Here is a 26130-nt window from a genome sequence, read left to right as displayed (position 1 = left end):
GCCGGGCCGAAACGGGTACACATGGGCGTGTGATGTTCGCGCCGCGCTCGTATGGGCGCGGCGCGGACAGTTTGCCTGTGGGTGTCACTGCATCCGGGGGTCACCGTCGGTGATCCGTTCGCCTCGGCTGACCGCGATACGGAGCAGGTCCGCGAGGGCCTCGGTCGCCCTGGTCAGCGCGAACCGCACCGCCCGCTCCCCGGCCCGCCGGTCGGCGAGCACGGCCCTGGCCCCCGCGAGCACCTGCTCGCCCGAATCCATCTGGGCTTCCTCGATGTCGTCCGCGAGCCGGGACAGCAGGCTGCGATCGCTGTCGGTGCTCAGATAGCAGGGGTTGCCTTCGGGGGTGGTCCAGGGGAGGAGGCGGAGTGGCGGAGGAGTCATCAGATTCCCTTTCCAGACGTCGGCCAGCGGTTATCACCGTTCGTGAGTGAATCGTCACCGTCACGACGTACGCTGCGAAAGAGGTCTGGCGTTGCCTGAGTACCAGGCAACGGGGAAGGGTGACGTGACCGAAGGTTCACACGGGGCACGGGAATCGAGGCGTGCAGAGCTGGGGCAGACGCTTCGGATACTGCGGGAGAAGGCAGGCCGGTCGCTCGGGCAACTGGCCGAGGAGACGTCGTACGACAAGAGCTACCTGTACCGCTTGGAGAAGGGCGAACGGCTCTCCAAGCGGGCGGTCATGGAGGACCTGGACAGGTACCACGGCACCGGCGACCTGCTGGTCCGCCTGTGGCGGGACGCGCGCCAGGAGGTCATCAAGGACAAGTACAAGACGTTCATGGAACTTGAGTCGACGGCGCGGGTGATGTGGCTGTTCCAGCTCCGGGTCCCGGGGCTGTTGCAGACCGAGGGTTACGCGCGGGCGGTGTTGTCCGGCTTGTCGGGGGCCCAGACAACGGCGGGCAATGGCGAGGCAGTCGAGGAACAGGTGGCCTTGCGCCTGGGTCGGCAGGAGCTGCTGTACCGCCGGCCTGCGCCGAGCGTCCGCGTGATTCTGGACGAGGGCGCGCTGCGGCGGCCCGTTCCCGACGCCAAGGTGTGGCAGGAGCAGTTGTCGCATCTGGCGGACGCGGCGGCACTGCCGTCGGTCGCACTTCAGGTGCTGCCCTACGCGGCTGGTGTGCACGACCTCATGGACAGCCACCTCTGGCTGCTGTGGCAACGGGTCGGCGATCCCGTCGCCTACGTGGAAGGCAACGGCTTCGGTGAGCTGATCGACGATCCGGACAAGGTTCTGTCCTTTCGCTTGTCCTACGATCTGGTCAGGGACGCGGCTCTGACTCCGGTGGAGTCGTTGGCGTTCATCAAGGGCCTTCTGGAGGAGCGCAGATCATGAACCGAATCCCTGACCTCACGACGGTTACGTGGCGCAAGTCCTCCTACAGCGACGGGGGCGGCACGAACTGCGTCGAGGTCGCCCAAGGTCACCCCGGCCTCGCCCCCGTGCGGGACAGCAAGGTGCCGGACGGTCGGGTGCTGGTCTTCGGGGCGGCCTCGTGGGGGGCCTTCGTGGCGGGGATGAAGGGGCACGTGGCGTAGGGGCGGTGCCCGTACTCCGTCCGCCGGAGTACGGGCCGTCGGTTCCGTCCGCTACGACGCCGTGGGGACCCAGCCCGCCAGCCAGTCCGCGACCTCCTGGTCCGCCGCCTGGGCGTCGGTGAGGTGGGGGCGGTCGGGGCCGGCCGCGCCCGCGCCGGGGCCCGTGTTGCGGTACTCGGCGAAGCGGTCGTCCTTCCAGGAGAAGCCGCTCATGTCGGTCCAGGGAGCGGACTTGACCGCGGCGCTCAGGGTGGTGTTGCGGACCGTGGTCTGCGGGTCGAGGGAGGCGTCACCGCCCGCGTGCCAGGGGCGGCCCAGGTGGAAGGTGCCGTCTGCGACGTCTCCGTTGACCGTGGAGTTGTTGATGAGGATGCCCTTGCGGCCGGCCGCGGTGCTCGGTGCGGTGATGTAGCCGGCCGAGGTCCCGTTCCAGCGCTTCTTCAGGGTGATGACCGACCGGTCGATCACGGCCGTCGCCCGGCCGAACACGAAGTCGACGTTGCCGACGACGTAGGAGTTGGTCATGTAGACCCGGCCGAGCCTGTCCTTGGCCGCCGTGTCCAGCAGCAGGGTGTCCTGGTCGCCCTCGACGATCACGCCGTCCAGGAAGACCCGGTCGGCGGCGGTGCGCAGGGCCACGGCCTGGTGGCCGGAGAGCGACTGGTTGGCGGCCTCGTCGAAGTCGTTGGAGACGGTCAGGTTGCGGGCCTGGAAGTCGTCCGCCTCGACGGCGACGGTGGCGCTGCCGGACGTGCCGTAGGTGCCCGAACCGTCGGGCTTGGGGGTGCCCGAGGCGTTGTTGTGGACGATCACCGTGTCCTTGCGGCTGCCGCCGGTGCCCTGCACGGTGACGTGCGGCTTGTTGGCGGGCACCTTCACCGTCTCGCGGTACGTCCCCGGCTTCACGGCGATGACGACCCGGGACGGGTTGTTCGCGGGCACGGCGTTCACGGCGGCCTGCACGGTCCGGTACTGGCCGGTGCCGTCCTTGGCGACCGTGAGGGTCGTCGCCGCCCTGGTGGAGGCGGTCGCCCCGGCGGGCGGGGCGGCCGTCGCGGCGGACGCCTGCCGGGCACCGGCGCCGAGGACGCCCAGGTCCGTGCCGTAGGCCAGGGTGCCGGCGGCGGTCAGGGCCAGCGGGACCCCGACGGCCAGGGCCCTCCCGCCTCTGCGGTGCCGGGGCTTGTTGCGGTGCTCGTGCTCACTCATACGGCGATCCGTTCCGCGTGGGGGGATGGGTCGCCGCTCAGTCGCCGCCCCGCACGGAAAGGTTGCCGCCCGCCGGGCCGGTCCCTACGGCACCTCGGGCGGCGGCGTCGGCGCCCCCGGCAGCCGGACCGTGGCGGACGTGCCGCCGCCCTCCGCCGGGGACAGGTCCACCTCGCCGCCCGCCTGCTGCACCGTCCGGGCCACGATCGACAGGCCGAGGCCCGAGCCGGGCAGGGCGCGTGCGCTCGGCGAGCGCCAGAAGCGGTCGAAGACGTGGGGGAGTTCCTCGGCGGGGATGCCGGGGCCGTGGTCGCGGACGGTGAGGACGCCGTCGGCGAGGCACACGTCGATCGTGCCGCCCTCCGGGCTGAACTTCACGGCGTTGTCCAGGATGTTGACGACCGCGCGTTCCAGGGCGGCGGGCTCGGCACGGACGTACCAGGGCCGCACGTCGGCCGTGAGGGTCAGCTCCGGGCCGCGCAGGCGGGCGCGGCGCAGGGCCGACTCGACCACGTCGTGCCAGGCGAGGATGCGGGTGCGGCCCTCCTGCTGGCCGGTGTCGGGGCGGGAGAGTTCCTGGAGGTCGCCGATGAGGGCGGCCAGTTCCGTCATCTGGGCCTTCACCGAGGCGAGGAGTGCCCTGCGGTCCGCCTCGGGGATCGGCCGGCCGGTCTCCTCGCTGCGGGTGAGGAGTTCGATGTTGGTGCGCAGAGAGGTCAGCGGCGTGCGCAGTTCGTGGCCGGCGTCGGCGATCAGCTGCTGTTGCAGGTCGCGGGAGCTGGCCAGGGACGAGGTCATGCTGTTGAAGGAACGGGAGAGGCGGGCGATCTCGTCCTCGCTGTCCGGCTCGACGGGGATGCGGATCGCCAGGTCCTCGGTGCGGGCGACGTGTTCGACCGCTTCGGTGAGTTCGTCGACCGGGCGCAGGCCCGCGCGGGCCACGGCGAGGCCGGCGGCACCGGCTCCGACGACTCCGATGCCGCTGACGACGAGGAGGATCCAGACCAGGGAGGACAGGGGCTTGGTGACGTCCTCGACCGGCTTGGCGATGGAGACGGCGGTCCCGGGCTGCACCTGCCCGGTCCCGGCGTCGTACACCCGCTGGGTGTAGACGCGCATGGTGGTGCCGTCGGTGGTCTTCGCGGTGTGCAGGGCGTCCTCCGCCCGGCCGTCCGCGACGTCCACGTCCGCGTCCTGCACGCGCAGCTCCTCGTTGCCGGGATTCACGCAGGTGGATCCGTCGGAGTAGAGGATGGTGACGACGGGGGCGTTCGGTGCCTGGGGGAGTTCCTCCGAGCCCCCCGACTGGCAGTTGCGCAGCATGCTGTTCAGCAGTCCCCTGGAGACCTGTTCACTGCGAAGCTGGTCGTCCAGCTGCTTGTACAACTGCTCACGCACCAGGAACCAGCACGCCACCGACACCGCCGCCACCGCGAACGCCACCGCCGCAGCCACCAGCAGCGACAGCCGGGCCCGGATGGGCAGGGCGCGGAAGCGCCGGGCGAGACCTCTCACTCCGCGCCGCCCTGCCGCAGCACGTAGCCGACGCCGCGGACGGTGTGCACGAGGCGCGGTTCGCCGCCCGCCTCGGTCTTGCGGCGCAGGTACATGACGTACACGTCGAGGGAGTTGGAGGACGGCTCGAAGTCGAAGCCCCAGACCGCCTTCAGGATCTGCTCCCGCGTGAGGACCTGGCGCGGGTGCGCCATGAACATCTCCAGGAGGGTGAACTCCGTGCGGGTCAGCTCCACCGGGCGCCCGGCCCGGACGACCTCCCGCGTGGACAGGTCCATGGACAGGTCGGCGAAGGTGAGGGTGTCGTCGTGGCCCGCGGTGGCCTCGACCGCCGCCGCGTAGGAGCTGCGCCGCAGCAGCGCGCGGATGCGGGCGAACAGCTCGTCCAGTTCGAAGGGCTTGACCAGGTAGTCGTCGGCCCCGGCGTCCAGACCGGTCACCCGGTCGCCGACCGTGTCGCGGGCCGTCAGCATCAGGATCGGGGTCAGGTCGCCCGCGCCGCGGATCCGGCGGGCGGCGGTCAGGCCGTCCATGCGGGGCATCTGGATGTCGAGGACGACCAGGTCGGGCCGGTACGCCGCCGCCTTGTCCAGGGCGTCGGCGCCGTCGACGGCGACCTCGGTGTCGTACCCCTCGAAGGCGAGACTGCGCTGCAGGGCCTCGCGGACCGCCGGCTCGTCGTCGACGATCAGGATGCGCTGGATGTCACGGTCGCGGTCGCCTTCTGCGGGGCTCATGGGCTCGGGTCCTCGGAGTGGTGGGGTACGGGCTGACGATGTCTTCAGCGTCGCACGTTCTCGGGCCCGCTCAGCTGTCGGCGCCCGCTCGCAGCGCGGCCAGGTCGTCCTTGACGGTGTTGATCGGGATGGCGAAGCCGAGACCGACGCTGCCCGCGCCGGCGGAGGACTCGGCAGCCGAGTACATCGCGGAGTTGATGCCGATGATGTTGCCGTTCATGTCGATCAGGGCGCCGCCGGAGTTGCCCGGGTTGAGGGACGCGTCCGTCTGGATCGCCTTGTACGTCGTCGTGGACGACCCGGTGTCGCCGTTGAACTCCTGGCCCCCGAACTCGAACGGCCAGCCACCGCTCTGCCCTCGCTGCTGCTGCTGTTGCTGCTGCTCCTCGTCCGTCGACACGGTCACGTCGCGGTCAAGGGCCGAGACGATGCCGCTGGTCACGGTGCCGGTCAGGCCCTCGGGGGAGCCGATGGCGACGACCTGGTCGCCGACCCCGACGCCGGCGGAGTCGCCGAGGGTCGCGGTCTTCAGGCCGGAGGCGTTCTCCAGCTTGATCAGCGCGAGGTCCTTGCCGCTGTCGGTGCCGACGACCTGGGCGGTGTACTCCTTGCCGTCGCTGGTCGTGACCTTGACGGACGAGGCGCCGGAGATGACGTGGTTGTTGGTGATGATCTCGCCGTCATCGGTGATGATCACGCCGGACCCGGTGGAGGAACCGGCGTTCGAGGTGGCGTTGATCTCGACGATGCTCGGGCTGACCGCCTCGGCGACCCCGGCGACCGTGCCCTTCTGGCTGGAGGGCACCACGGTGGTGCTGGTGGAGCTGGAGGCGACGGTGTCGCCGCCGGTCAGCTCCTGGATGCCGAACGCGGTGCCGCCACCGACGGCGGCCGCGACGATCGCCACGGCCGCGAGCAGGGCGACGGGGCCGCGGCGGGCGGCACGCTTCCTGCGCGGCTGCTCGGGGTGCTGGGCGTGCTCGGGGTGCTCGGGGTGCTGGGGCTGCCCGGAGTGCTGGGGCTGCCCGGAGTGCTGGGGCTGGGGGTGCTCGGGCTGCCCGGTCCCGCCCTCCGGGAAGGCGGCGGCGGGCGGCTGGGCCGGCGGGGGCGGCCACTCGGGACTGACGGGAGAGGAGGCGTGCTGCCGGGTTCCCTGGTACGGGTTCGCGTGCTCGTACTCGCCGTCGCGGCGGAGGCTCTCGGTCATGTCCATGAGCTTCGCGCCCGCGGATGAGAGCGGTCTGAGCGCTGCCTGAGAAGCCCGGCAGAACCTCGTATGCCCGATATAAAGACGCCCGTGGGGCGGTCCCGCGGTCCTACGCGCAGCCGCAGGACTGCCGTACGACCAACTGCGACGGGAAGACCTTCAGCCGCTCCCGCCGGGAGCCCGCCACCCGCAGGCCGTCGTCCAGGACCAGGTCCACGGCGGCCCGCGCCATCGCGGAGCGGTCCGAGGCGACCGTCGTCAGCGGCGGGTCCGCCAGGTTCGCCTCCTTGATGTCGTCGAAGCCGGCCACCGCCAGCTCGCCGGGAACGTCGATGCGCAGCTCGCGGGCCGCGCGCAGCAGGCCGATCGCCTGGTCGTCGGTGGAGCAGAAGATCGCGGGCGGGCGCTCGGGCCCGGAGAGCAGCTCCAGCGCCACCCGGTACGCGTCATACCGGTTGTACGGCGCCTCGAAGAGCCGGCCCTCGGTGGGGAGCCCGGCCTCCTTCATCGCGCGCCTCCAGCCTTCGACGTGGTCGGAGACGGGGTCGCCGACGGACGGGGTCTCGGCGGTGCCGCCCATGCAGGCGACGTACGCGTACCCGTGCTCCAGCAGATGGCGTACGGCGAGCTGGGCGCCGCCGAGGTCGTCGGTGACGACGGCGACGTCGTCGATGGCCTCGGGCCGCTCGTGCAGCAGCACGACGCGGGCGTCCCAGGCGTCGATCTCGGCGGCGGCCAGGTCGTTCAGGGCGTGGCTGACCAGGATCAGGCCGGAGACGCGCATGCCGAGGAAGGCGCGCAGGTAGTGGACCTCGCGTTCGCCGACGTAGTCGGAGTTGCCGACGAGGACCATCTTCCCGCGCTCGGAGGCGGCCCACTCGACCGCGTGGGCCATCTCCGCGAAGAAGGGCTGGCGGGCGTCCGGCACGATCAGGCCTATGAGGTCCGTGCGCCGTGACGCCATCGCCTGGGCGACCCGGTCCGGCCGGTACCCCAGTTCCTTGATCGCGGCGAGGACACGCTCGCGCGTGGCCGGGGCGACCGGCCGGGGTCCGTTGTTGATGACGTAACTGACGACGGCGGTGGAAGTCCCCGCCAGCCGCGCCACGTCATCCCGAGTCACCTTGGCCACGCGCGGAGTCTACGCGGATGGATGCGCCCTGGGCAGGGCGTATCGCGCCTTGGTTCACACCGTGGCCGACGCCGCCTCCGTCGCGGTGTCCGTCACCGCGCCGCGGTGTCCGCCCGCGCCGCCGGCCGGGCCCCGGCCTCCGCCGCGGCGTCCTCGGCCGCGTGCTCCGTCTGCTCCGTCTGCTCCGTCTGCTCCGGCTGCTCCGGCTTCTCGGTCTTATCGGTCCTCTCGGTCTTCTCCGGCTTCTCCGGTGTGACGAAGCGGTAGCCGACGTTGCGGACGGTGCCGATCAGCGACTCGTGCTCGGGGCCCAGCTTGGCGCGAAGCCGCCGTACGTGCACGTCGACCGTGCGGGTGCCGCCGAAGTAGTCGTACCCCCACACCTCCTGCAGGAGCTGGGCGCGGGTGAAGACCCGGCCCGGGTGCTGGGCGAGGTACTTCAGCAGCTCGAACTCCTTGAAGGTCAGGTCCAGGACCCGGCCCTTGAGTTTGGCGGAGTAGGTCGCCTCGTCCACCGACAGGTCGCCGTTGCGGATCTCCATCGGGGAGTCGTCGCCGGCGATCTGCTGGCGGCCCGTCGCGAGGCGCAGCCGGGCCTCGACCTCGGCCGGCCCCGCGGTGTCGAGCAGCACGTCGTCCATGCCCCAGTCGGCGGTGACGGCGGCGAGGCCGCCCTCGGTGACGACGAGGACGAGTGGGCAGCCGAGCCCGGTGGAGCGCAGCAGCTGGCACAGGCTGCGGACCTGCGGGAGATCACGGCGTCCGTCGACGAGGATGACGTCGGCGCCGGGGGTGTCGACGAGGGCGGGGCCCTCCGCGGGCGCGACGCGGACGTTGTGCAGCAGCAGGCCGAGGGCGGGGAGCACCTCCGTCGACGGCTGGAGGGCATTGGTCAGGAGCAGCAGAGAACTCATCGTGCCCCACCTGCCCGGGTCGTCCTGCGGTCGTGCACGGTTCGCTCGCCCATAACGTCTGGTTCCTCCTCGGTCCCTGCGAGGACGTTTACGGCACTGCTTCGTACGGGTGCGGATCCCCGTGCTGGTGGGGCCCGCCGCGCGGCCGGGAGGTGAACGCCCGGCGATCGCTCGACGACCGCCCGGGAACGCTCCCGAAAGCACAAAAGGACCCGGGGGCTACGTTGCCCGAGTCCTCTGCCCAGCAGAATAGCCGACATGAGCAGTCGTCCGTCAGGTCATGTGGCGCGTTCCACCGTCCGTCCGCATTCCGAGACACCCCGGGAGGGGCCGCGCCGTACGCCCTCACGCACCTTTCTCCGCGCGTCCGACGGGGTGCGGATCGACGCCGTGTACGAGCCCGGCGCGTCCGGTCGCGCCACCTCTGACCTGGTGTTCGTCGTGGCGCACGGCTTCACGGGCGACGCGGATCGACCGCATGTGCGGCGGATCGCGCAGGCCTTCGCCCGGCACGGCGCCGTGGTCACGTTCTCGTTCCGGGGGCACGGCGCCTCCGGCGGACGCTCGACCGTCGGCGACCGCGAGGTGCTCGACCTGGCGGCGGTGGTCGCCTGGGCGCGCGGCTTCGGGCACGCGCGGGTGGTGACCGTCGGTTTCTCGATGGGCGGCTCGGTGGTGCTGCGGCACGCCGCGCTGTACGGCGACGACGACGGGGCCCGCGCGGACGCCGTCGTGTCGGTGAGCGCGCCGGCCCGCTGGTACTACCGGGGGACGGCCCCGATGCGCCGGCTGCACTGGCTGGTGATGCGGCCGACGGGACGCCTGGTGGGCCGCTACGGCCTGCGCACCCGTATCCATCACCGGGACTGGGACCCGGTGCCGCTGTCGCCGGTGGAGGCGGCGGGGCGGATCGCGCCGGCGCCGCTCCTGGTCGTGCACGGCGACCGGGACGGTTACTTTCCCGTCGACCACCCCCGGATGCTGGCCGAGGCGGCCGGTGACCACGGGGAACTCTGGCTGGAGCCGGGCATGGGCCACGCCGAGCACGCGTCCGGCGAGGGGCTGCTGCACCGGATCGGCGACTGGGCAGTGGCCCGGGCGGGCTAGCCTGACGGTGTTCACCGCCGATCGGCACGGACGCCGATCGGCACCGGCGACGAAGGAACCAGATGGCAAAGGTCACGGTGCGCTACTGGGCCGCCGCGAAGGCCGCGGCGGGGGTGGCCGAGGAGCCGTACGAGGCGGTCACGCTCGCCGACGCGCTCGGCGCGGTGTGCGAGCGGCACCCCGGCGAACTCACGCGCGTGCTGCTGCGCTGTTCGTTCCTCGTCGACGGCGACCCCGTGGGCACCCGCGGGCATGAGACGGTACGGCTGGCCGACGGCGGCACGGTCGAGGTGCTCCCGCCGTTCGCAGGAGGGTGAGCGATGACCGACCAGCCGCATCAGCCGTACGGACCGAACCAGCCGTACGAGGGGTATGAGGGGTACGAGGCGCAGGCGGGGTACGCCGCCCCGGCCTGGCCCGGACACCAGCAGCCCCAGGGGCAGCAGGCGTACCAGGGCTACGAGGACCCGGACGCCGCCCAGTACACGCAGCAGTGGCAGGGGCAGACCTGGGAGACCCAGGTGCAGCCGCCGGTCCCGGCGGAGGAGACGGCGTACCTGCCGCCGCAGACCTACCAGGAGCCGACGGGCACGCCGTACGGCGCGTACGGCGCGTACGGCGCGACTGCCGGGGGCTACACGCCGCAACCGCAGTCGCCACAGCCGTATCAGTCCCAGCAGCAGCCGTATCTGTCGCAGCCGCACGCCTACGCTCCGCAGCCCGGCCCCCAGCCGTACGAGCCGGCCGCGCCGGCCCCCGCTCCCCCTCCCGCTCCCGAGGCCCCCGCCTCCGCCTCCGTCTCCGCCTCCGGCGACGCGCCCGGATACGGTCCCGCGACCCTCGCCGGGAACACGCGGGTCACCGACGCGCAGCGCGCCCGGGCCGAGGGGCGGTCACCGATCATCGACCCGGGGATGCAGCCCGCCGGGCTCACCGCGCTGCTCGGGCTGCTGCTGGCCGGTGCGGCGGCGCTGGGCACGTACGCGCTGCTCGTCCCGCTCGTCGCCCTGCAGGCGGTCACCGCGGCGGGCTGGTTCCGCCTGAACGGCATGTGGCCCGCCCGGCAGGGCATCGCGCTGGGCTTCGCGGGTGCGCTCGCGGCCGATGCGGCGATGCTGGTGTCGGACCGTTCCCCGGCGGCGATCCTCGGCACGCTCGGGGTGTGGGTGCTGCTCTCCCTCGTCCTGCAACTGCGCTCGCACGCCGACCCCGACGAGCGGATGTACGGCCTGATGGCGACCGTCGCCGCGGCGGCCCTGGCCGTCGTCGCGGGCGGCTACCTCGCCGCCGACGCGGACGCGGTGACCGTCGGCGCGATCGCGGTGGCCGTCGCCGTCGTCGCCCGTGCCCTGCCGCTGCCGACGCCGGCCTCCTCGGCCGTTGCGCTGCTCGCGGCGGCCGGGGTGGGCATCGCGGTCGGCTCGATGACGGGCTTCGGTGCGTCGGGGGCGCTGCTCGGCGCGGGCTCGGCGGTGTGCGCGCTGATCGGACACCGGGTGGCGGCCTACGACTACCCCTCCCGGTTCGTCCACTTCACGGCGGGCGTGGCCCTGCCGCTCGCCGCCGCGGCCCCGGCCGTGTACGTGCTCGGCAGGGCGCTCGGCTGATCCGTACCGGGCCCGGGCGTCTCCCGGGCCCGGTGCCGGGCCCCGGACGGCGCCCCAGGCCCCCGGACGGCTCCCCGGGCCGTCCCGGACGGCGCGCCCCTGTCCCGCTTTGGATGGCGTCCCCATGCCGTCCCGGATGGCGCGCCTCTTGCCCGCCCGGGGTCGCGTCCCCGGCCCGTCCCGGATGGCGGCGGCCCTTGCCCGTCCCGGACGGCGCCTCTTGTCCGTCCCGGACAGTGCGCCTCTTGCCCGTCCCGGATGGCGCGCCCCTGTCCCGCCCCGGATGGCGTCCCCGGCCCGTCCCGAACGGCGTCCCGGGCCCGCCCCGGATGGCGTCCCCGGCCCGTCCCGAACGGCGTCCCGGGCCCGCCCCCGGACGGTGTCCCCAGCCCGCCCCGGACGGCGTCCCGGCCCGGCCCCGCCCCGCGGCCCCTGTCACAGGTGATCGACAAAATCCCGGTGGCCCGTTCCGTTCGCGTTACCCTCGCGTCGGACGGCCGCCGGCCGTCGGGGGACCGCCGTCGTCGACCGCCCGGGTTGGGGAACACCGCATGCGCGCACTGCGAATACTGTTGATCGTCGTCGTGGTCCTCGGTGGGCTCTTCGTGATCGCGGACCGCGTGGCGGTCAACTTCGCCGAGGGCGAGGCGGCGGAGAGGCTGCGGAGCACCGAGAACCTGCCCTCGACGCCGGACGTCTCGATCAACGGCTTCCCCTTCCTCACTCAGGCCGTCGCCGGTGAGCTGGACGACGTCGAGGTCGGCATCGACGACTACCCGGCCTCCACCGGAGAGGGCGCCGAGAGCATCCGTGTCGACGAGCTGCGTGCGCACCTGCGGGGCGTCGAGTTCTCCAGCGACTTCGGCTCCGCCACGGCGGCCACCGCCACCGGCACCGCGACCGTCGGCTACGACGAGCTGATGAAGGCCGCCAAGTCCGAGCCCACGGACATCGCCCCCGGGGTCACCGCCAAGGTCGTCGGCCTCTCCGACGGCGGCAACGGCAAGATCAAGGTGTCCCTCCAGGCCACGGTGCTCGGCGTCGAACTGCCCGAGCCGGTCGACGTCCTCAGCTCGGTCACGGTCAAGGACGACCACGTCGAGGTCGTCGCCGACGGGCTGCCGGAGATCGGCGGCAAGCAGCTCGCCGAATCCCGGATCCGGGCCATCACCGACTTCCAGCAGACCATCGACGAACTGCCCGGCGGGATCGAGCTGGACAAGGTCGAGGCCGCGAAGGACGGCGTCGACATCACGGTGCAGGGTTCGAACGTCAGGCTGGCCGGGTAGGACGACGACCGGCCCTCTCCGGGAGGGCGACCTGCGTCCGACAGGCGAGACAACGGCGTCCGTACCGCAGATGACGTGACGGAGGCCCCGCCCGGACGCCCTCCGGCGGTACCCCGCGGGGCCCTGGTATCCCGTATCGCGGACGATCCCGTCTCATATGGCGACACGGCGGTGACACGGCCCGCCGTCCCTCCCTACGATCGGGACTCATGGAGCGACAGGCGGACCTCACGAAGCGGCGGGCAGTGGACCTGTGCCGCGTTGCCGCCATGCTCTGTCGCACCTTCTGAGCGGACGGCGCCGCCGCCGTCCGCGTCCCCCTCACCCGCCCTGCTGCCCAGGGCACCCGCGCGCCGCCCCGGCATGAGCGCGCCCGCCCTCTCACCCGCACGCCCCGCCGCCAACTGCCCCGGAGGAGAAATCATGAGCCGCAGCGACGTCCTGGTCGATGCCGACTGGCTGCAGGACCACCTGGACGACCCGAACATCGCGATCGTCGAGGTGGACGAGGACACGTCCGCCTACGAGAAGAACCACATCAAGAACGCGATCCGGATCGACTGGACCCAGGACCTCCAGGACCCGGTCCGACGCGACTTCGTCGACCAGGAGGGCTTCGAGAAGCTCCTCTCCGCGAAGGGCATCGCCAACGACACCCTGGTGATCCTCTACGGCGGCAACAACAACTGGTTCGCGTCCTACGCCTACTGGTACTTCAAGCTGTACGGCCACGAGAACGTCAAGCTCCTCGACGGCGGCCGCAAGAAGTGGGAGCTGGACGCCCGCGAGCTGGTCGACGGCACCGAGGTGCCCGAGCGCCCGGCCACCGACTACAAGGCCAAGCCGCAGAACACCGCGATCCGCGCCTTCCGCGACGACGTGGTCCAGGCGATCGGCGCCCAGAACCTGGTCGACGTCCGCTCGCCCGACGAGTTCTCCGGCAAGCTGCTCGCCCCGGCCCACCTCCCCCAGGAGCAGTCGCAGCGCCCGGGCCACGTCCCGTCCGCCCGCAACATCCCGTGGTCGAAGAACGCCAACGACGACGGCACCTTCAAGTCGGACGACGAGCTGAAGCAGCTCTACACCGACGAGCAGGTCGACCTGGCGAAGGACACCATCGCCTACTGCCGCATCGGTGAGCGCTCGGCCCTGACCTGGTTCGTCCTGCACGAGCTGCTGGGCGTGGAGAACGTCAAGAACTACGACGGTTCCTGGACCGAGTACGGCTCCCTCGTCGGCGTGCCGATCGAGCTCGGCGCCAACAAGTAAGTCCGCCCCCTCAACCCCTCGGGAGTACGACATGTGCGGTGCGAAGGCCGGTGGCCCCGACGCCTCGACGATCAAGCCCGGTGAGACCACGATCCAGGGCCAGGTGACCCGCGACGGCGAGCCGGTGACGGGCTACGTCCGCCTGCTGGACTCCACCGGCGAGTTCACGGCGGAGGTCCCGACCTCCGCGACGGGCCAGTTCCGCTTCTACGCGGCCGAGGGCACCTGGACCCTCCGGGCGCTCGTCCCGGGCGCCAGCGCCGACCGCACGGTCGTCGCCCAGCAGGGCGGGCTGGCGGAGGTCGCCATCGCCGTCTGACGGCGAGCGTGAACGGCGAGCGGCAAGCGACGGTCGGAAGGGCCGCACCCCACGGGTTGGACGCCCGGGGTGCGGCCCTTCGGCCTGTCCGGAGGGCCCGTCCGGTCCTACCCTGGACGTATGTACGCGCGGCGGCGGCATCGCTACTTCGTGATGATGGGCATCTGCATCGCGCTGTTCGTCCTGGCCTGGGGCGTCGTCCGGCTCTGGTCGGTCCCCGCGGCCGTCGGCATGTGCGTGGTCGCCATGGTCATCCCCCCGCTCGCCGCGATGGTCGCCAACCGCCGCGGCCCCGACGACCGCTGGTGGGACGACCCCTCCGGCGACCCGGAGTCCGACGAGTGGTGGGACGAGTTGGACGGCAGGAAGGGACGCCGCCCCTAGCGTCCCCGGGCGCCGCGCCCAGCGTCCCCGGGCGGTGGAGGTGAACCGTCCGGCAGACCGTGGCCCCGCAGACCCGACTGCTTCTCCGGCAGAAACGTGAGCATTTCGTCCCCTGCTGTCCTCGGGGCGCTCGATTGAGCGTTCCGAGGACACTTTTATCTTGGGTGCTCACGCTTTTTAGGGGGGTCAGTAGACGAGCGCCTGGGTGTCGTCGGCCAGTGCCTCCTGCACGAAGACCTGGGCGCCCGCGATCCGTACGCCCTCGATGACGTCCTTCTCGGTGAGGTCGCGGCGGGCCGCGCACTGCGTGCACAGCGTCACCCGGCCGCCCGCCAGGAGCGAGTCGAGCAGGTCGGGCAGCGGCGCGGCGTGCGGCAGCTCGAACTCGGCGGCGCGTCCGGGCACCGCGAACCAGGCGGACTCCCCGGTCAGCCACAGTGACACGTCGACCCCACTGGCCACGGCCACCGCCGCCACGGTGAACGCCTGCGAACACCGCTCGGGAGCATCGGCCCCCGCTGTCACCTTGATCACGAGCTTCTTCGCCATGCCAAAAGCGTAGCCCGCGCGGGCGGCGTCAGAGGGCGACGGTGATCGTCACCAGCAGCGACGCGACGCACAGGACGGTGAGCAGGCCGCTGACCGTGGCGCCGTCCAGCCCGACGTACGGCCGGGCCCGGCACCGGGCCCCGGACTCGCGCCCCGGGGCGGGTGTCGGTGCGGGCCCCGGTGCACGCCCCGGTGCGGGCTTCGGTGCGGGCTTCGGTGCGGGCTTCGGTGCGGGCTTGGGGGCGCCCCCCGGTGCGGGTGTCGGGGCAGGCTTCGGGGCGGGTGTCGGTGCGGGCCGAGGCGGGTGGGCCGGGTGGAACGGGGGCATCGCGTAACCGGGGGAGAGGGACGTCCGGTCCCGTCGCGGCGCGAGCCGCTGCGCCCGCGCGCACTCCTCGTAGGGCAGTCCGCCGTCGTGGGTCATGCCTCGTGCTCCTTGCGCCGGTGCCGGCGCAGCAGGACGTTCGCGTCCGTCACCGCGCTGTGGTCGAACGCCGCCCGAGCGGCCTCCCGCCGGGCGGCCAGCCGGGCGCAGGCCTCGCAGCCGGGGGCCGGCACGGGCGGCCCGCCCGGGTCACCGGGGGCCGGGGGCGTGGCGAAGGTGCGCTCGTTCGCGGCGCGGAGATTCGCCCCGAGGCGCTCGCGGTCGGTCGCCGGGCGCAGCGCGGCCGGCTCCGCCTCCCACTCCCGCCCGCCGCCGAGCGGGCGGAGCATCGCACGCGGCCCGCTGCGGCCCCGGTACTCACCGACCTTGGCTGCGGCGGTGTCGTAGAGCACGGTGCCGGGCTCGAAGGTGGCCGGTTCTGTTCTCACGGGTCCGCTCCCTTACGTCAATGTCTGTACGGAATGCGACAGTTGCCCTACTCTGCGTAGTCTGGGCAGTACGAGCATGACCCACTCCGGGGGTCGCCAAGCCTGGAACGGCCGCTAGTGCCACAACGGGCGCTCCGAATTCCACAAATTCCACAGCCGGGAGGGGTGCGGTGCCGCAGCGGAGGGCGATCACGGGTCGCCGTCAGGAACCGAGGGCGCGGTTCGCGGAGGAGCTGCGGCTGCTCCGCCACGCGCGGGGCGTGTCCCTGCGGGGCATGGCGGAGGCGGTGGGGTGGGACGCGTCCCAGTTCGGAAAGATGGAGAACGGCCACACCCTGGGCGGCCCGGAGATCGTCGAGGCGCTCGACCAGTACTACGGCACGGGCGGCATGCTCCTCACACTGTGGGAGCTGGCGGTGGCCGATCCCACGCAGTTCAAGGAGCGGTACCGCCGGTACATGGTCCTTGAGGCCGAGGCGGTGAGTATGTGGCAGTACTCGCCTAGCATCGTGCCGGGCCTGCTCCAGACGCCGGAGTACGCGGCTGAGCTGCTCGGCCAGGGTGGTCTGACGGGCGTTGACCTGGACAAGCAGGTGGCGGCGCGCATGGGCCGCCGTGAACCGCTGCTGGCCGAGGGCGGACCACAGTTCAGGGCCCTCCTCTCCGAGGCAGCACTGCGCAGCCCAATGAGTGCACCCGCCAAGTGGCGGGCGCAGCTGCGTCATCTCCTGCTGATGGGGGGCCGTGCCAACGTCATCGTCCAGGTGCAACTGCTGTCGGCTGGGCTGCACGGCCTGCCCAATACCGACGCCATGTTCCTGCGCGGTACCAGCGGCCGGACCGTGGCTTGGGTGGAGACGGGCTACTCGGGCGAACTGGTGCAAGAAACCCAGGCCGTTGATCTGCTTCAGCTCCGCTACGATCGAGTGCGAGATACGGCCCTGTCTCCTGGGGCGTCGCGGGAGTTCATCGAGCGGATGCTGGAGGAAGCGCCATGCGAGCCATCGACCTGAGCGCGATCACCTGGCGCAAGAGCAGCTACAGCAATCCGGACGGCGGCAACTGCGTCGAGGTCTCCGACGACCTCCTCCGCACCGCTGACTGGCGCAAGAGCAGCTACAGCAACCAGGACGGCGGCGAGTGCGTCGAGGTCGCCCCCCACCTCCCCTCCCTCGTCCCCGTCCGGGACAGCAAGGACCCCGCTCGCGGCGCGCTCCTGTTCGCCGCCCCCGCGTGGGCCGCCTTCGTGGACGGAGTCCGAGGGGAAGCTGCGGGAGGGGCCGCGTAAGCTGGGGGCGGCCCTGTCGTATGCCCCCCGCTCAAGGAGCACCCCGTGGAGATCTTCTTCGAAGCCCTGCTGGTCCTGGTCTGCGTCGGCGTCCTCGCCTTCGCCGGTCTGACCGTGAAGAAGCTGTACCAGGGCCAGCGCTGATCACCGACGCCAGGAAGTACCGCTCATGATCGAGATCCCGTCCGACCTCCACAAGGACCTCGTCCCCCTCGCCTTCCTGCTGGGCGACTGGGCGGGCGCGGGCGTGCACGACTTCCCGGGCGCCGAGAAGTGCAACTTCGGGCAGGAGGTCTCCTTCACCCACGACGGCCGGGACTTCCTGGAGTACCGGTCGCACACCTGGGTGCTGGACAACGACGGAAACAAGCTCCGTCCGCTGGAGTCCGAGCACGGCTTCTGGCGCATCGACGCGCACCGCAAGGTCGAGGTGACGATGACCCGCGACGACGGCGTCATCGAGATCTGGTACGGCGAGCTGGCCGACCAGAAGCCGCAGATCGACCTGGTGACGGACGCGGTGGCCCGCACGGCGGCTTCTCAGCCCTACACCGGCGGCAAGCGGCTCTACGGCTACGTCAAGAGCGACCTGATGTGGGTCGGCGAGAAGCAGACCCCCGAGGTCGAGCTGCGCCCCTACATGTCGGCGCACCTGAAGAAGGTCGTCACCCCGCAGGACGTCGAGCGCTGGGCCAAGGCGCTGCCCGATGACATGCCCGACGACGGGATCGCCTTCTTCAAGTAGGCCCCCGCCCGGGAGGTCCTAGACTCGTGGGTGTGGTGAGCACCGACTGGAAGAGCGACCTCAGGCAGCGCGGCTACCGGCTGACCCCGCAGCGGCAGCTGGTGCTCGAAGCCGTCGACACGCTGGAACACGCGACCCCCGACGACATCCTCGGCGAAGTGAGGAAGACGGCGTCGGGGGTCAACATCTCCACCGTCTACCGCACGCTGGAGCTCCTGGAGGAGCTGGGGCTGGTCAGCCATGCCCACCTCGGGCACGGCGCGCCCACCTACCACCTCGCCGACCGGCACCACCACATCCACCTGGTCTGCCGGGACTGCACCAACGTGATCGAGGCCGATCTGTCGGTGGCCGCCGAGTTCACCGCCAAGCTGCGGGAGCAGTTCGGGTTCGACACCGACCTGAAGCACTTCGCGATCTTCGGCCGGTGCCGGGACTGCTCCGGGAAGGCCTCGGGCACCGAGTCGTAGGCTAGGCGTATGAAGAGCCCCCTGCTGTCCCTGCCCGGCGCCGTCCCCGCCGAGGGCGTGGACGAAGGCGTCGCCGCCCACTACGGGGACCTGTTCCGCGAGCAGCGTGCCCTCGCCGACGGCGCCGGCTTCGTCGACCTCTCCCACCGCGGCGTCGTCACCGTCACCGGCGACGACCGGCTGAGCTGGCTGCACCTGCTGCTCACCCAGCACGTCAGTGACCTGCCGGCCGGCGAGGCCACCGAGGCGCTGATCCTCTCCGCCAACGGCCACATCGAGCACGCCCTGTACCTCGTGGACGACGGCGCGACCGTCTGGGCCCACGTGGAGCCCGGCAGCCAGGAGGCGCTGATCGCCTACCTGGAGTCGATGAAGTTCTTCTACCGGGTCGAGGTCGCCGACCGCACCGCCGACACCGCGGTCGTGCACCTGCCGGCCGGCTCGATCACCGAGGTCCCGGAGGGCGTCGCCGTCCGGCAGACGCCGTACGGCCGTGATCTCTTCCTGCCGCGCGAGGAACTGGAGGCGTTCGCCGACCGGTCCGGACCGCCGGCCGGAATCCTCGCGCACGAGGCGCTGCGGGTCGAGCAGCACCGCCCCCGCCTCGGTTTCGAGACCGACCACCGGACCATCCCGCACGAGCTGGGCTGGATCGGCACGGCGGTCCATCTCCAGAAGGGCTGCTACCGCGGGCAGGAGACCGTCGCCCGGGTGCACAACCTCGGCAGGCCGCCGCGCCGCCTGGTCTTCCTGCACTTGGACGGCAGCGAGGTCCACCTGCCGCCCGCCGGCGCCGAGGTGCGCCTCGCCGACGACGGCCCCGACGGCCGGAAGATCGGTTTCGTCACCACGTCCGTACGCCACCACGAGCTGGGCCCGGTCGCCCTCGCCCTGGTGAAGCGGAACGTGCCGGCGGACGCCCGGCTGATGGCGGAGGACACGGCGGCCGCCCAGGAGACGGTCGTCGAGCCGTAGGCGGGCCCGCGCGAGCCCGGCCGGCGCCCCTCCCGGGGCCGTACGGCCGGGACGCGCGCCGGACGACGGGCCCTACACCTCGATCAGGACCGTGAACGGGCCGTCGTTCGTCAGCGACACCCGCATCCGCGCGCCGAAGCGGCCCGTCGCCACGGTCGCGCCCAGCGCGCGCAGCCGCGCGACGACCTCGTCGACCAGCGGCTCGGCCACGTCACCGGGCGCGGCGGCGTTCCAGGTGGGACGGCGGCCCTTGCGGGCGTCGCCGTAAAGGGTGAACTGGCTGATCACCAGGAGCGGGGCGCCGACGTCGCTGCACGACTTCTCGTCGTGCAGCAGGCGCACCGACCAGAGCTTGCGGGCCAGCCGCGCCGCCTCCTCCTCGGTGTCCTCGTGGGTGACGCCGACCAGAACGCACAGGCCCTCGCCGTCGATCGACCCCACCGTCTCGCCGTCCACGACGACGCTCGCGCCGTCCACCCTCTGCACCACCGCACGCATCCCGTCATGATGCCGTGCGCCTCCGGTCCGCCGCACACGGGCCCGTACGGGGTTTCTTTTTGTTGCCTAACCCCCCATCTGGGGCCGATCGTGGGCACTCGGTCACATAGCGGCCACTTGGGGTGGCACGATGCTCTCCTGAGGCCGGTCGAGGGGACGGACGGTAGAGGCACATGAGCACACCGAGTACGGGGCAGCCGCTTGGGACTGTCGCACTGACCTGCCCGGGTGGCCTGGAGGCGCCCCGGCCACCCGTGCAGCGCACGGACAGCCCGGAGCTGCCCGCGGGCCCTCCGGGGCGCGACCTGACCGCGCTGAGCCTGCCCGAACTGCGCACCCTGCGCCGGGACGCCCAGCGCGAGGAGGCGGACCTCAGCTACGTACGGCGGCTGTTGCAGGGGCGGATCGACATCCTGCGGGCGGAGCTGGCGCGGCGCGGTCCGGCGTCGGTGGTGACCACCGCCACGAGGGGGCCCGTCGTCGAGCGGCTGTCGGAGATCCTGGCCGACGGCCCGGCCCGGCAGCGGTCCTCCGCCCGCCACGTGACGCTGGGCACGCCGCGGAGCGAGGAGTGCCGGAGGTTGGCCGCGGAGATGCTCGGCGAGGTGGAGCTGTCGGACCTGACGGCCCGCACCGATGTCGAGCTGACCGCCGGCATGGGCCGGCTCGTGCGCTACGAGCAGCAGGTCTCCCGGCGCAGGCAGCGGCTCCAGCGCACGGCGGACGGCTGCAGCGCAGAGATCGCCCGCAGGTACCGTGAAGGGGAAGCACAAGTCGACGACCTGCTGGTGTGACACGAGCGGCGGCTCCCGGGCCGCCCTCCCACGGCCCGGTGACCCCGGGCCGTCGCCGCGGCGGGTCACCCGTCCGGAAGGCCACCGCCGATGCCCGCGCCCCAGTCGCCCCAGCCCACGCCCCCGCCCGCCCCCTCGTCCGCCGTGCCGCCCGTCCTCGCCGAGGTCGTCCGGTCCGGCTTCGTCGAGGGGCGGCACCGGGGCAGTCTGGTCCTGCTGGACGCCGACGGGGCCGTGGAGCTGGCGCTGGGGGACGTGACGGCGCCGGTCTTCCCGCGCTCCTCCAACAAGCCGATGCAGGCGGCCGGCGTCCTGCGCGCCGGTCTCGGCCTGTCCGGGGAGCGGCTGGCGCTGGCCGCCGCGAGCCACGCCGGGGAGCCCTTCCACCGCGACCTGGTCCGCAGGATGCTGGACGAGTACGGCCTGGAGCCGGCCCTGCTCCAGTGCCCGCCCGACCTGCCCCTGGACCCGGAGGAGCGGGACGCCCGGCTGGCGTCGGGCGCGGTGCCCGACCGGATCACCATGAACTGCTCCGGCAAGCACACCGTGATGCTGGCCGTCTGCGCGCAGCGGGGCTGGCCCCTGGAGTCGTATCTCGACCCGGAGCACCCGTTGCAGCGGATCATCCACGAGGTCGTGGAGGAGGCGGCGGGCGAGCCGGTCGCCGCCGTCGGCACGGACGGGTGCGGCGCGCCGCTGATGGCGGTCGGTCTGACCGGGCTGGCCCGCGCCTTCCGCTCCTTCGTCGGCGCCGAGCCCGGCACGGCGGAGCGCCGGGTCGCCGACGCGATGCGCGCCCATCCCGAGTACGTCGCCGGTACCCGCCGCGCCGACACCTGGCTGATGCGCGAGGTGCCGGGCGCCCTCTCCAAGATGGGCGCGGAGGCCGTCCAGGCGGTGGCCCTGCCGGACGGCCGCGCCCTGGCCTTCAAGGTGGAGGACGGCTCGACCCGGGCCCTGGGACCGGTCCTGGCCCGCGCGCTGACCCTGCTGGGCGTGAAGGAGCCCGTGGTCGACCGCATCGGCCGCGCGCCCCTGCTGGGCGGCGGGCGTGAGGTGGGGGAGGTCCGGGCGGCCTTCTGACCGTCCCGGCGGCCCCGAATACCCGCGCGACGGGGGCGGGGGCGGCGGCCTACCGTGAGGCCATGACCAGCCGCACCGACATCGGCATACGCCCCGTCACCGAGGCCGAGTTCCCCGACTGGAACCGTGCCCTGAACACCGGATTCCTCCTGCCGCCCGCCGTGGGGGCGGAGCAGTTGGAGACCCGCCGCAACGAGTTCGCGCCCGGCCGGTTCCTCGGTGCCTTCGACGGCGACCGGTGCGTGGCGACCTTCCGGTCCTTCGACCAGGAGGTCACCGCCGTCGGAGGCGCCCCGGTCCGGGCCGACGCGATCTCCAACGTCACCGTCACCGCCACCCACCGGCGCCGCGGCCTGCTGACCCGCATGATGGCGCGGGACCTGGCCGCGGCGAAGGACCGCGGGGACGTCGTCGCGACCCTGATCGCGGCCGAGTACCCGATCTACGGCCGCTACGGCTTCGGGCCCGCGACCACGATGACCGAGTGGACCGTCGACGTGCCCCGGGCCCGTCTCGACCCGCGCTGGGCGGCCCCCGGGGACGGCGGCCGGATCGACCTCGTGGACGGGGAGGACGTCCGCAGGCTCGGCCCCGGGCTGCACGAGCGGCTGCGCCGGGCCCAGCCGGGCGCGGTCAGCCGGACCGACCTGTGGTGGCGGGTACGGACCGGCGTCGTCAACTGGAACGGCACCCCGTGGACCGAGCCCTTCTACGCCGTGTACCGCTCGGCGGAGGGCGAGGTCGAGGGCATGGTGTCGTACCGGTCCGACGACCACTGGAGCGCCAAGCAGCCGCTGAACACGGCGACCGTCGACTGGCTGCTGGCGGTGACGCCGGCCGCCGAGCGCGCCCTGTGGCGCTACCTGTGCTCGATCGACTGGGTCCAGACCGTCAAGAGCGGCTGGCGCTCCCCCGACGACCTGCTCCCGCAGCTCCTGCCGGACCCGCGCGCGGCCAGGATCACCACGCAGGCCGACTGGCTGTGGGTGCGCGTCCTGGACGTCGTACGGGCGCTGGAGGCGCGCACGTACGAGGGGCGGGGCACGCTGGTGCTGGAGGTCGAGGACCGGGGCGGGCCGGCCGGCGGACGGTGGCGGCTGGAGGCGGGGCCGGACGGCGCCGCCTGCACGCCGACCACCGAGAGCGCCCACCTCGTGCTCGGCGCGGCCGAGCTGGCGGCGCTGTGGCTCGGTGACGAGTCGGCCGTACGGCTGGCCGCGCTCGGCCGGGCCGGGGAAGAACGAGCGGGCGCCGCCCGTGTGGCCGACGCCCTGCTGCGTACGTCCAGGCGGCCTTGGTGCCCGGACATGTTCTGAGAACGGCTCCCTTCTGCCGGTGACGGGCGGGTGTGCGCATCCGTAGCGCGTGCTCTTCGGTTGCGGTGGCCGTGCGGTGGTGCCGACTGCCGTCCGGGCTCCCGGCTCCCCTCCGGAAGGGGGCCCGGACGGCAGTACGCCGGTTCAGCCGGACTGGGCGAGCAGCATCACGAGGATCACCGCGCCCACACCGCCGATCATGGTGTTCTTCGCCTTGATGCCGATGGACAGCGCGACGAACGCGATGATGCCCATCGGGCCGTACTTCCACTGCACGAGCTGCTCGAACCCCACGGCCAGAGCGGCGACGAGGATGGCGATGAGCGGCATGGTGGACCCCCTGTTCACCGTGGTGGCCAACCCCTGGAGGGTTCGACCACGTTGCTCAAGTTGGCTGCCAACTTAGCGTTGGTTATGCTCGGACGGAATACTCTGGAACCGCCTTTCTGTGAACTCGCCCAAGGTGGCGGGAAGTTGTTGCGTCCTCGGCAGTCCTCGGCCGTCGTCGGCTCACAGGGCGGGCCGTGCGACCAGGAGGGCCAGCACCACCGCCCCGGCGGAGCTGAGCGACGGGCTCCTGGCCTTGACGCCCAGGGCGAGCAGGAGCAGGCCGATGATGCCGGTGGTGCCGTACCTCCACTGGGCGATCTGCTCGAAGGCGAGAACGCAGACCGCGGACACGAGAGCGAGGACGGGCATGGTCGTCCCTTTCGGAAGCCTGGAAGGAAAACTCCCGCCAACTAGGGTAAGTTGGCAACCAACTTTAGTCGTGTTGTCCCCACTTGGCAGCTGCCGGTAAACGGGTTTCAAGCAACTCCCGGCAGGCAGGTCGAAGTTGTAACGTTCGGTCGTGACCCAGGAGAACGTGTCCGTGAACGGCAGCAGAAGGCTCTCGTCCCAGGAGATCGCCGACATCCTGCGGGAACGGATCCGCGGCGGAGAGCTGAAGGCGGGCGACCGCCTGCCCACCCAGGCCGAGCTGGCCGACGAGTTCGGCGTGGAGCGCGGCGCCGTCCGCCAGGCCCTGCGGGCGCTCCACGAGGACGGGCTGCTCGCCAACGTCAGCAAGGGCAGCCCGCCGCGCATCGCCGAGCCCGCCCCGGCCGGGGGCGACCAGCCGCAGCCGACCATGCGGGCGCTGGGGCACCGCCTGACGGCGGCGTTCTCCGCCCCACGGGTGCGGGTGGACGTCGTGTGCCACACCTCGGAGACGCTGGTGCTCGCCCTCAGCGAGCCGCTCCGCCTGATCCACGAGGGCCACGTCCGCCCGGAGTCGATCGACTTCCGCGTCCTGCTGCCGGCGCGGGACATCGCGCTGGCCTTCCCCGTCCTGGTCGAGCAGGAGGAGGACGACCCGGTCCACCGGCGCTGGCTGGAGATGCGCAACGCCCAGGCCAGGGTGCTCCGGCACAATCTGCGCGCCGTGCGCACCACCCGCCACGTCGACGTGCGGGTGACCTTCCGCACGCTGCCGTTCACCCCGCCGACGAAGCTGTACCTGCTCAACGGCGAGGAGGCGCTCATGGGCCACTACATGCTGACCCGGCGCGAGGAGGAGTACGAGAACCGGACACTGGAGATGTACGACGCCCTCGGTTCCCAGTCCCTGCTGTTTTCCTTCCTGAAGCGGTCGGGCCACCGGGACGCGGCGTTCGTGGAGGAGTCGGAGCGGTGGTTCGAGGCCCTGTGGAACACCATCGCCACCGACATGACCTTCTCCTGACACGGAGCGGACGCGACCGATGACCGCGGAGGCGGACGACGAGCGGCTGCGCTCCACGGTCCGGAACGCCCGGCTCGTGCTGTGGGACTTCGACGGCCCGATCTGCCGCCTGTTCGCCCGCTACCGGGCGAGCCGGATCGCCGGCGAGATGACGGCGTGGCTGGCGGACCGCGGCGTGCCGGACCTGTTCCCGCCCGACGGCCGCGGGGCCGACGACCCGCAGGAGGTCCTGCGGGCCGCGAACCGCCGCTGCCCCGGCAGCGCCCTGGTGGCCGAACTGGAGGAGTTCCTCACGTCGGCGGAGCTGCGCGCCGTGCCCTCCGCGACGCCCACCGCCTACGCCGATCCGCTGATCCGCACCTGGTCGGCGCGGGGCAGCCGGCTGGCCGTCGTCACGAACAACTCCCCGCGCGCGGCGCACGCCTACCTGGCCGGCCGCGGCCTGCTGTCCTGCTTCGCCCCGCACGTCTACGGCCGCACCCGGGACCCGCACCTCCTGAAGCCCGACCCGGACTCCCTGCGCCGCGCCCTGCGCCACACGGGCTGCGCCGCCTCCGCCGCCCTGATGCTCGGCGACTCACCCGCCGACCTGGCCGCGGCGCGGAGCGCCGGCGTCGCCTTCCTCGGGTACGCGAGGAACGACCGCAAGGAGCGGCAACTGCGGGACGCGGGGGCACCGGTGCTCGTCGGCTCCCTCGAACCGCTCCTGCGGGTACTGCGGGAACGGGCCCCCGGTGCGGCCGGCCAAGGCCCGCCCGCGGAGCGACCGGACCGTCACCCGCGGGCCGGCAGCCCGGCGACGGCCCGTACGACCGGGAGGTAGGAGGAGACCACCGCGTCCGCGCCGCCCTCCGCCATGGCCCGCGCGCGGACCGGGCACGGTGTGAGCCCGAGGAAGCCGGTCCCGGCCGACCGGGCGGCCCCCAGGTCGGTGAGCTGGTCGCCGACGAGCAGGCAGCCGGCGGCGGGCAGGCCCAGGTGGCGCAGGGCCCGGTGCACGCAGTCCGGATGCGGCTTCATGAGCCGCGCGTCGTGCGGGGAGCGGCCGAAGACCCCGTCGAACGCCCGGTCCAGCCCGAGACGGCCGAGACAGTGCCGGATCGGGCCCGGCGCGTTGTTGCTGACGACGGCCAGGCGCGTGCCGAGCCCGCGCAGCAGGTCCACGAGCGTGTGCAGGTGGGGCGTGGGAGCCGCGGTGCGCACGGCCTGCCGCTCCCGGGAGGTGACGGCGGCCTCGGCCAGCTCCAGCGGGCGGGTGCTCGCTCCGGGTGCGGATCCCTCGTACATCTCCCTGAGGGGGCGGAGGATTCCGTGGGAGTCGTCGCACTCCTCCACCGCGGGGTCGAGCGGTCCCCAGTACCGCCGGGCCGTCCGCTTGACCTGCTCCGCCACGTCCGTCGTGGTGGAGGCGCCGAACAGGTCGCAGACGGGACCGTCGAAGTCGAACAGCACCGCGCGGGCGGACCCGAACGCGCGCAGCAGGGCGGACTCGTCGTCGTCGATCGTGTTCCGGCCGGAGCCCGTGTGGGTCATCGCGGCAGTGTCCCGCACGGAGCGCGGACGGGCGGCCGGGACACGGCCCGGCGCGGCGACGTGCCGCCAACCCCCTCGTCCCGCCGGCCTCCACCGGAACGGGCGGGAG

At 72.6% G+C, this 26130-nt stretch carries 32 protein-coding genes and 1 pseudogene; 19 read left to right on the top strand and 14 right to left on the bottom strand.

The genetic code is table 11. The features are described 5' to 3' along the window. Positions 1 to 84: 84 nt before the first annotated feature. Complete coding sequence (locus ACVV2G_RS30565; RefSeq protein ID WP_453846035.1) at positions 85 to 384, bottom strand: hypothetical protein; 300 nt, start codon at positions 382 to 384, stop codon at positions 85 to 87. Between the two features lie 124 nt (positions 385 to 508). Between ACVV2G_RS30565 and ACVV2G_RS30560 the strand changes: the two genes are divergently transcribed. Together ACVV2G_RS30560 and ACVV2G_RS30555 are read left to right on the top strand one after the other, a co-directional pair. Then, complete coding sequence (locus ACVV2G_RS30560) at positions 509 to 1342, top strand: helix-turn-helix domain-containing protein (protein ID WP_453846034.1); 834 nt, start codon at positions 509 to 511, stop codon at positions 1340 to 1342. Next, positions 1339 to 1545 carry a DUF397 domain-containing protein gene (locus ACVV2G_RS30555; RefSeq protein WP_453846033.1) on the top strand — a complete coding sequence of 69 codons (207 nt, stop codon included), beginning with the start codon at positions 1339 to 1341 and terminating at the stop codon, positions 1543 to 1545. The genes ACVV2G_RS30560 and ACVV2G_RS30555 overlap by 4 nt, the downstream gene beginning before the upstream one ends. A gap of 51 nt (positions 1546 to 1596) precedes the next feature. Here the strand turns inward: ACVV2G_RS30555 and ACVV2G_RS30550 are convergent. The 6 genes and pseudogenes from ACVV2G_RS30550 to ACVV2G_RS30525 form a co-directional block, all read right to left on the bottom strand. Next, positions 1597 to 2580, bottom strand: a pseudogene (locus tag ACVV2G_RS30550) (pectinesterase family protein); the annotation flags it as partial. 258 nt (positions 2581 to 2838) lie between these two features. Then, positions 2839 to 4269 carry a sensor histidine kinase gene (locus tag ACVV2G_RS30545; RefSeq protein ID WP_453846032.1) on the bottom strand — a complete coding sequence of 477 codons (1431 nt, stop codon included), beginning with the start codon at positions 4267 to 4269 and terminating at the stop codon, positions 2839 to 2841. Further along, positions 4266 to 5006 carry a response regulator transcription factor gene (locus tag ACVV2G_RS30540; protein WP_453846031.1) on the bottom strand — a complete coding sequence of 247 codons (741 nt, stop codon included), beginning with the start codon at positions 5004 to 5006 and terminating at the stop codon, positions 4266 to 4268. The genes ACVV2G_RS30545 and ACVV2G_RS30540 overlap by 4 nt, the downstream gene beginning before the upstream one ends. A gap of 70 nt (positions 5007 to 5076) precedes the next feature. Next, entirely contained in the window at positions 5077 to 6219 is a 1143-nt protein-coding gene (locus tag ACVV2G_RS30535) for a S1C family serine protease (protein ID WP_453846030.1), read from the bottom strand. A gap of 103 nt (positions 6220 to 6322) precedes the next feature. Beyond that, positions 6323 to 7345: a LacI family DNA-binding transcriptional regulator gene (locus ACVV2G_RS30530; RefSeq protein ID WP_453846029.1), complete on the bottom strand. Its 1023-nt coding sequence runs from the start codon at positions 7343 to 7345 to the stop codon at positions 6323 to 6325. Between the two features lie 92 nt (positions 7346 to 7437). Next, a complete protein-coding gene (locus ACVV2G_RS30525) occupies positions 7438 to 8259 on the bottom strand; it encodes a winged helix-turn-helix transcriptional regulator (RefSeq protein WP_453846028.1) in 822 nt (273 codons plus the stop codon). A 258-nt stretch (positions 8260 to 8517) separates the two neighbouring features. Between ACVV2G_RS30525 and ACVV2G_RS30520 the strand changes: the two genes are divergently transcribed. The 7 genes from ACVV2G_RS30520 to ACVV2G_RS30490 all read left to right on the top strand — a co-directional run bounded on the left by ACVV2G_RS30520 (position 8518) and on the right by ACVV2G_RS30490 (position 14234). Next, complete coding sequence (locus tag ACVV2G_RS30520) at positions 8518 to 9366, top strand: alpha/beta hydrolase (RefSeq protein ID WP_453846027.1); 849 nt, start codon at positions 8518 to 8520, stop codon at positions 9364 to 9366. A gap of 62 nt (positions 9367 to 9428) precedes the next feature. Beyond that, positions 9429 to 9683: a MoaD/ThiS family protein gene (locus ACVV2G_RS30515; protein WP_453846026.1), complete on the top strand. Its 255-nt coding sequence runs from the start codon at positions 9429 to 9431 to the stop codon at positions 9681 to 9683. Between the two features lie 3 nt (positions 9684 to 9686). Beyond that, positions 9687 to 10973, top strand: coding sequence for a hypothetical protein (locus ACVV2G_RS30510; RefSeq protein ID WP_453846025.1), 1287 nt, complete (start codon positions 9687 to 9689; stop codon positions 10971 to 10973). A 551-nt stretch (positions 10974 to 11524) separates the two neighbouring features. Then, positions 11525 to 12262, top strand: a complete 738-nt coding sequence (locus ACVV2G_RS30505; RefSeq protein ID WP_453846024.1) for an LmeA family phospholipid-binding protein — start codon at positions 11525 to 11527, stop codon at positions 12260 to 12262. A 423-nt stretch (positions 12263 to 12685) separates the two neighbouring features. Further along, positions 12686 to 13531, top strand: coding sequence for a sulfurtransferase (locus tag ACVV2G_RS30500; RefSeq protein ID WP_453846023.1), 846 nt, complete (start codon positions 12686 to 12688; stop codon positions 13529 to 13531). A gap of 31 nt (positions 13532 to 13562) precedes the next feature. Continuing rightward, the gene (locus ACVV2G_RS30495; protein ID WP_053133316.1) at positions 13563 to 13850 is read left to right on the top strand and encodes a DUF1416 domain-containing protein; all 288 of its coding nucleotides are present in this window, start codon (positions 13563 to 13565) and stop codon (positions 13848 to 13850) included. 120 nt (positions 13851 to 13970) lie between these two features. After that, on the top strand, positions 13971 to 14234 hold the full coding sequence (locus ACVV2G_RS30490; protein WP_453846022.1) for a DUF3099 domain-containing protein: 264 nt from the start codon (positions 13971 to 13973) through the stop codon (positions 14232 to 14234). 186 nt (positions 14235 to 14420) lie between these two features. Here the strand turns inward: ACVV2G_RS30490 and ACVV2G_RS30485 are convergent, their stop codons facing one another. Genes ACVV2G_RS30485 through ACVV2G_RS30475 form a run of 3 tightly spaced genes read right to left on the bottom strand, consistent with a single transcriptional unit; the run spans position 14421 to position 15596 of the window. Continuing rightward, positions 14421 to 14783, bottom strand: a complete 363-nt coding sequence (locus tag ACVV2G_RS30485) for a DsrE family protein (RefSeq protein WP_003974797.1) — start codon at positions 14781 to 14783, stop codon at positions 14421 to 14423. Between the two features lie 28 nt (positions 14784 to 14811). Beyond that, on the bottom strand, positions 14812 to 15207 hold the full coding sequence (locus ACVV2G_RS30480; protein WP_453846021.1) for a hypothetical protein: 396 nt from the start codon (positions 15205 to 15207) through the stop codon (positions 14812 to 14814). Continuing rightward, positions 15204 to 15596 (bottom strand): hypothetical protein, encoded by a 393-nt coding sequence (locus tag ACVV2G_RS30475; RefSeq protein WP_453846020.1) that lies wholly within the window; start codon positions 15594 to 15596, stop codon positions 15204 to 15206. Before ACVV2G_RS30475 ends, ACVV2G_RS30480 begins: the two co-directional genes overlap by 4 nt. Positions 15597 to 15766: 170 nt before the next feature. On the opposite strand from ACVV2G_RS30475, the gene ACVV2G_RS30470 reads away from it, so the two are divergent. The 5 genes from ACVV2G_RS30470 to ygfZ all read left to right on the top strand — a co-directional run bounded on the left by ACVV2G_RS30470 (position 15767) and on the right by ygfZ (position 19074). Further along, positions 15767 to 16609: a helix-turn-helix domain-containing protein gene (locus ACVV2G_RS30470; protein ID WP_453846019.1), complete on the top strand. Its 843-nt coding sequence runs from the start codon at positions 15767 to 15769 to the stop codon at positions 16607 to 16609. Further along, on the top strand, positions 16591 to 16884 hold the full coding sequence (locus ACVV2G_RS30465; protein ID WP_453846018.1) for a DUF397 domain-containing protein: 294 nt from the start codon (positions 16591 to 16593) through the stop codon (positions 16882 to 16884). The genes ACVV2G_RS30470 and ACVV2G_RS30465 overlap by 19 nt, the downstream gene beginning before the upstream one ends. A 169-nt stretch (positions 16885 to 17053) precedes the next feature. Beyond that, entirely contained in the window at positions 17054 to 17629 is a 576-nt protein-coding gene (locus ACVV2G_RS30460) for a heme-binding beta-barrel domain-containing protein (RefSeq protein ID WP_453846017.1), read from the top strand. 32 nt (positions 17630 to 17661) lie between these two features. Then, positions 17662 to 18099 (top strand): Fur family transcriptional regulator, encoded by a 438-nt coding sequence (locus ACVV2G_RS30455; protein WP_453846016.1) that lies wholly within the window; start codon positions 17662 to 17664, stop codon positions 18097 to 18099. A 9-nt stretch (positions 18100 to 18108) separates the two neighbouring features. Next, positions 18109 to 19074: a CAF17-like 4Fe-4S cluster assembly/insertion protein YgfZ gene (gene ygfZ / locus ACVV2G_RS30450; RefSeq protein WP_453846015.1), complete on the top strand. Its 966-nt coding sequence runs from the start codon at positions 18109 to 18111 to the stop codon at positions 19072 to 19074. A 72-nt stretch (positions 19075 to 19146) separates the two neighbouring features. Here ygfZ and dtd read toward each other — a convergent pair whose 3' ends face one another. Beyond that, the gene (gene dtd / locus ACVV2G_RS30445) at positions 19147 to 19572 is read right to left on the bottom strand and encodes a D-aminoacyl-tRNA deacylase (RefSeq protein WP_453846014.1); all 426 of its coding nucleotides are present in this window, start codon (positions 19570 to 19572) and stop codon (positions 19147 to 19149) included. Positions 19573 to 19745: 173 nt separating this feature from the next. On the opposite strand from dtd, the gene ACVV2G_RS30440 reads away from it, so the two are divergent. The 3 genes from ACVV2G_RS30440 to ACVV2G_RS30430 all read left to right on the top strand — a co-directional run bounded on the left by ACVV2G_RS30440 (position 19746) and on the right by ACVV2G_RS30430 (position 22765). Further along, positions 19746 to 20366 carry an RsiG family protein gene (locus ACVV2G_RS30440; RefSeq protein WP_453846013.1) on the top strand — a complete coding sequence of 207 codons (621 nt, stop codon included), beginning with the start codon at positions 19746 to 19748 and terminating at the stop codon, positions 20364 to 20366. A gap of 90 nt (positions 20367 to 20456) precedes the next feature. Beyond that, positions 20457 to 21449: an asparaginase gene (locus ACVV2G_RS30435; RefSeq protein ID WP_453846012.1), complete on the top strand. Its 993-nt coding sequence runs from the start codon at positions 20457 to 20459 to the stop codon at positions 21447 to 21449. Between the two features lie 62 nt (positions 21450 to 21511). After that, a complete protein-coding gene (locus ACVV2G_RS30430; protein ID WP_453846011.1) occupies positions 21512 to 22765 on the top strand; it encodes a GNAT family N-acetyltransferase in 1254 nt (417 codons plus the stop codon). A 144-nt stretch (positions 22766 to 22909) separates the two neighbouring features. Here ACVV2G_RS30430 and ACVV2G_RS30425 read toward each other — a convergent pair whose 3' ends face one another. Both ACVV2G_RS30425 and ACVV2G_RS30420 read right to left on the bottom strand, forming a co-directional pair. Then, the gene (locus ACVV2G_RS30425; RefSeq protein WP_453846010.1) at positions 22910 to 23095 is read right to left on the bottom strand and encodes a hypothetical protein; all 186 of its coding nucleotides are present in this window, start codon (positions 23093 to 23095) and stop codon (positions 22910 to 22912) included. Positions 23096 to 23275: 180 nt separating this feature from the next. Next, positions 23276 to 23464, bottom strand: coding sequence for a hypothetical protein (locus tag ACVV2G_RS30420; protein ID WP_453846009.1), 189 nt, complete (start codon positions 23462 to 23464; stop codon positions 23276 to 23278). A gap of 172 nt (positions 23465 to 23636) precedes the next feature. Between ACVV2G_RS30420 and ACVV2G_RS30415 the strand changes: the two genes are divergently transcribed. After that, positions 23637 to 24488: a winged helix-turn-helix domain-containing protein gene (locus ACVV2G_RS30415; RefSeq protein WP_453846059.1), complete on the top strand. Its 852-nt coding sequence runs from the start codon at positions 23637 to 23639 to the stop codon at positions 24486 to 24488. Positions 24489 to 24507: 19 nt separating this feature from the next. After that, positions 24508 to 25311: an HAD family hydrolase gene (locus ACVV2G_RS30410; protein WP_453846007.1), complete on the top strand. Its 804-nt coding sequence runs from the start codon at positions 24508 to 24510 to the stop codon at positions 25309 to 25311. Here the strand turns inward: ACVV2G_RS30410 and ACVV2G_RS30405 are convergent. Next, positions 25263 to 26021 (bottom strand): HAD family hydrolase, encoded by a 759-nt coding sequence (locus ACVV2G_RS30405; RefSeq protein ID WP_453846006.1) that lies wholly within the window; start codon positions 26019 to 26021, stop codon positions 25263 to 25265. The two genes, ACVV2G_RS30410 and ACVV2G_RS30405, sit on opposite strands and share 49 nt — an antisense overlap. Positions 26022 to 26130 lie beyond the last annotated feature (109 nt).

It is taken from the genome of Streptomyces sp. JK94, assembly GCF_053613315.1.
This window is presented reverse-complemented; position numbering and strand designations above follow the sequence as displayed.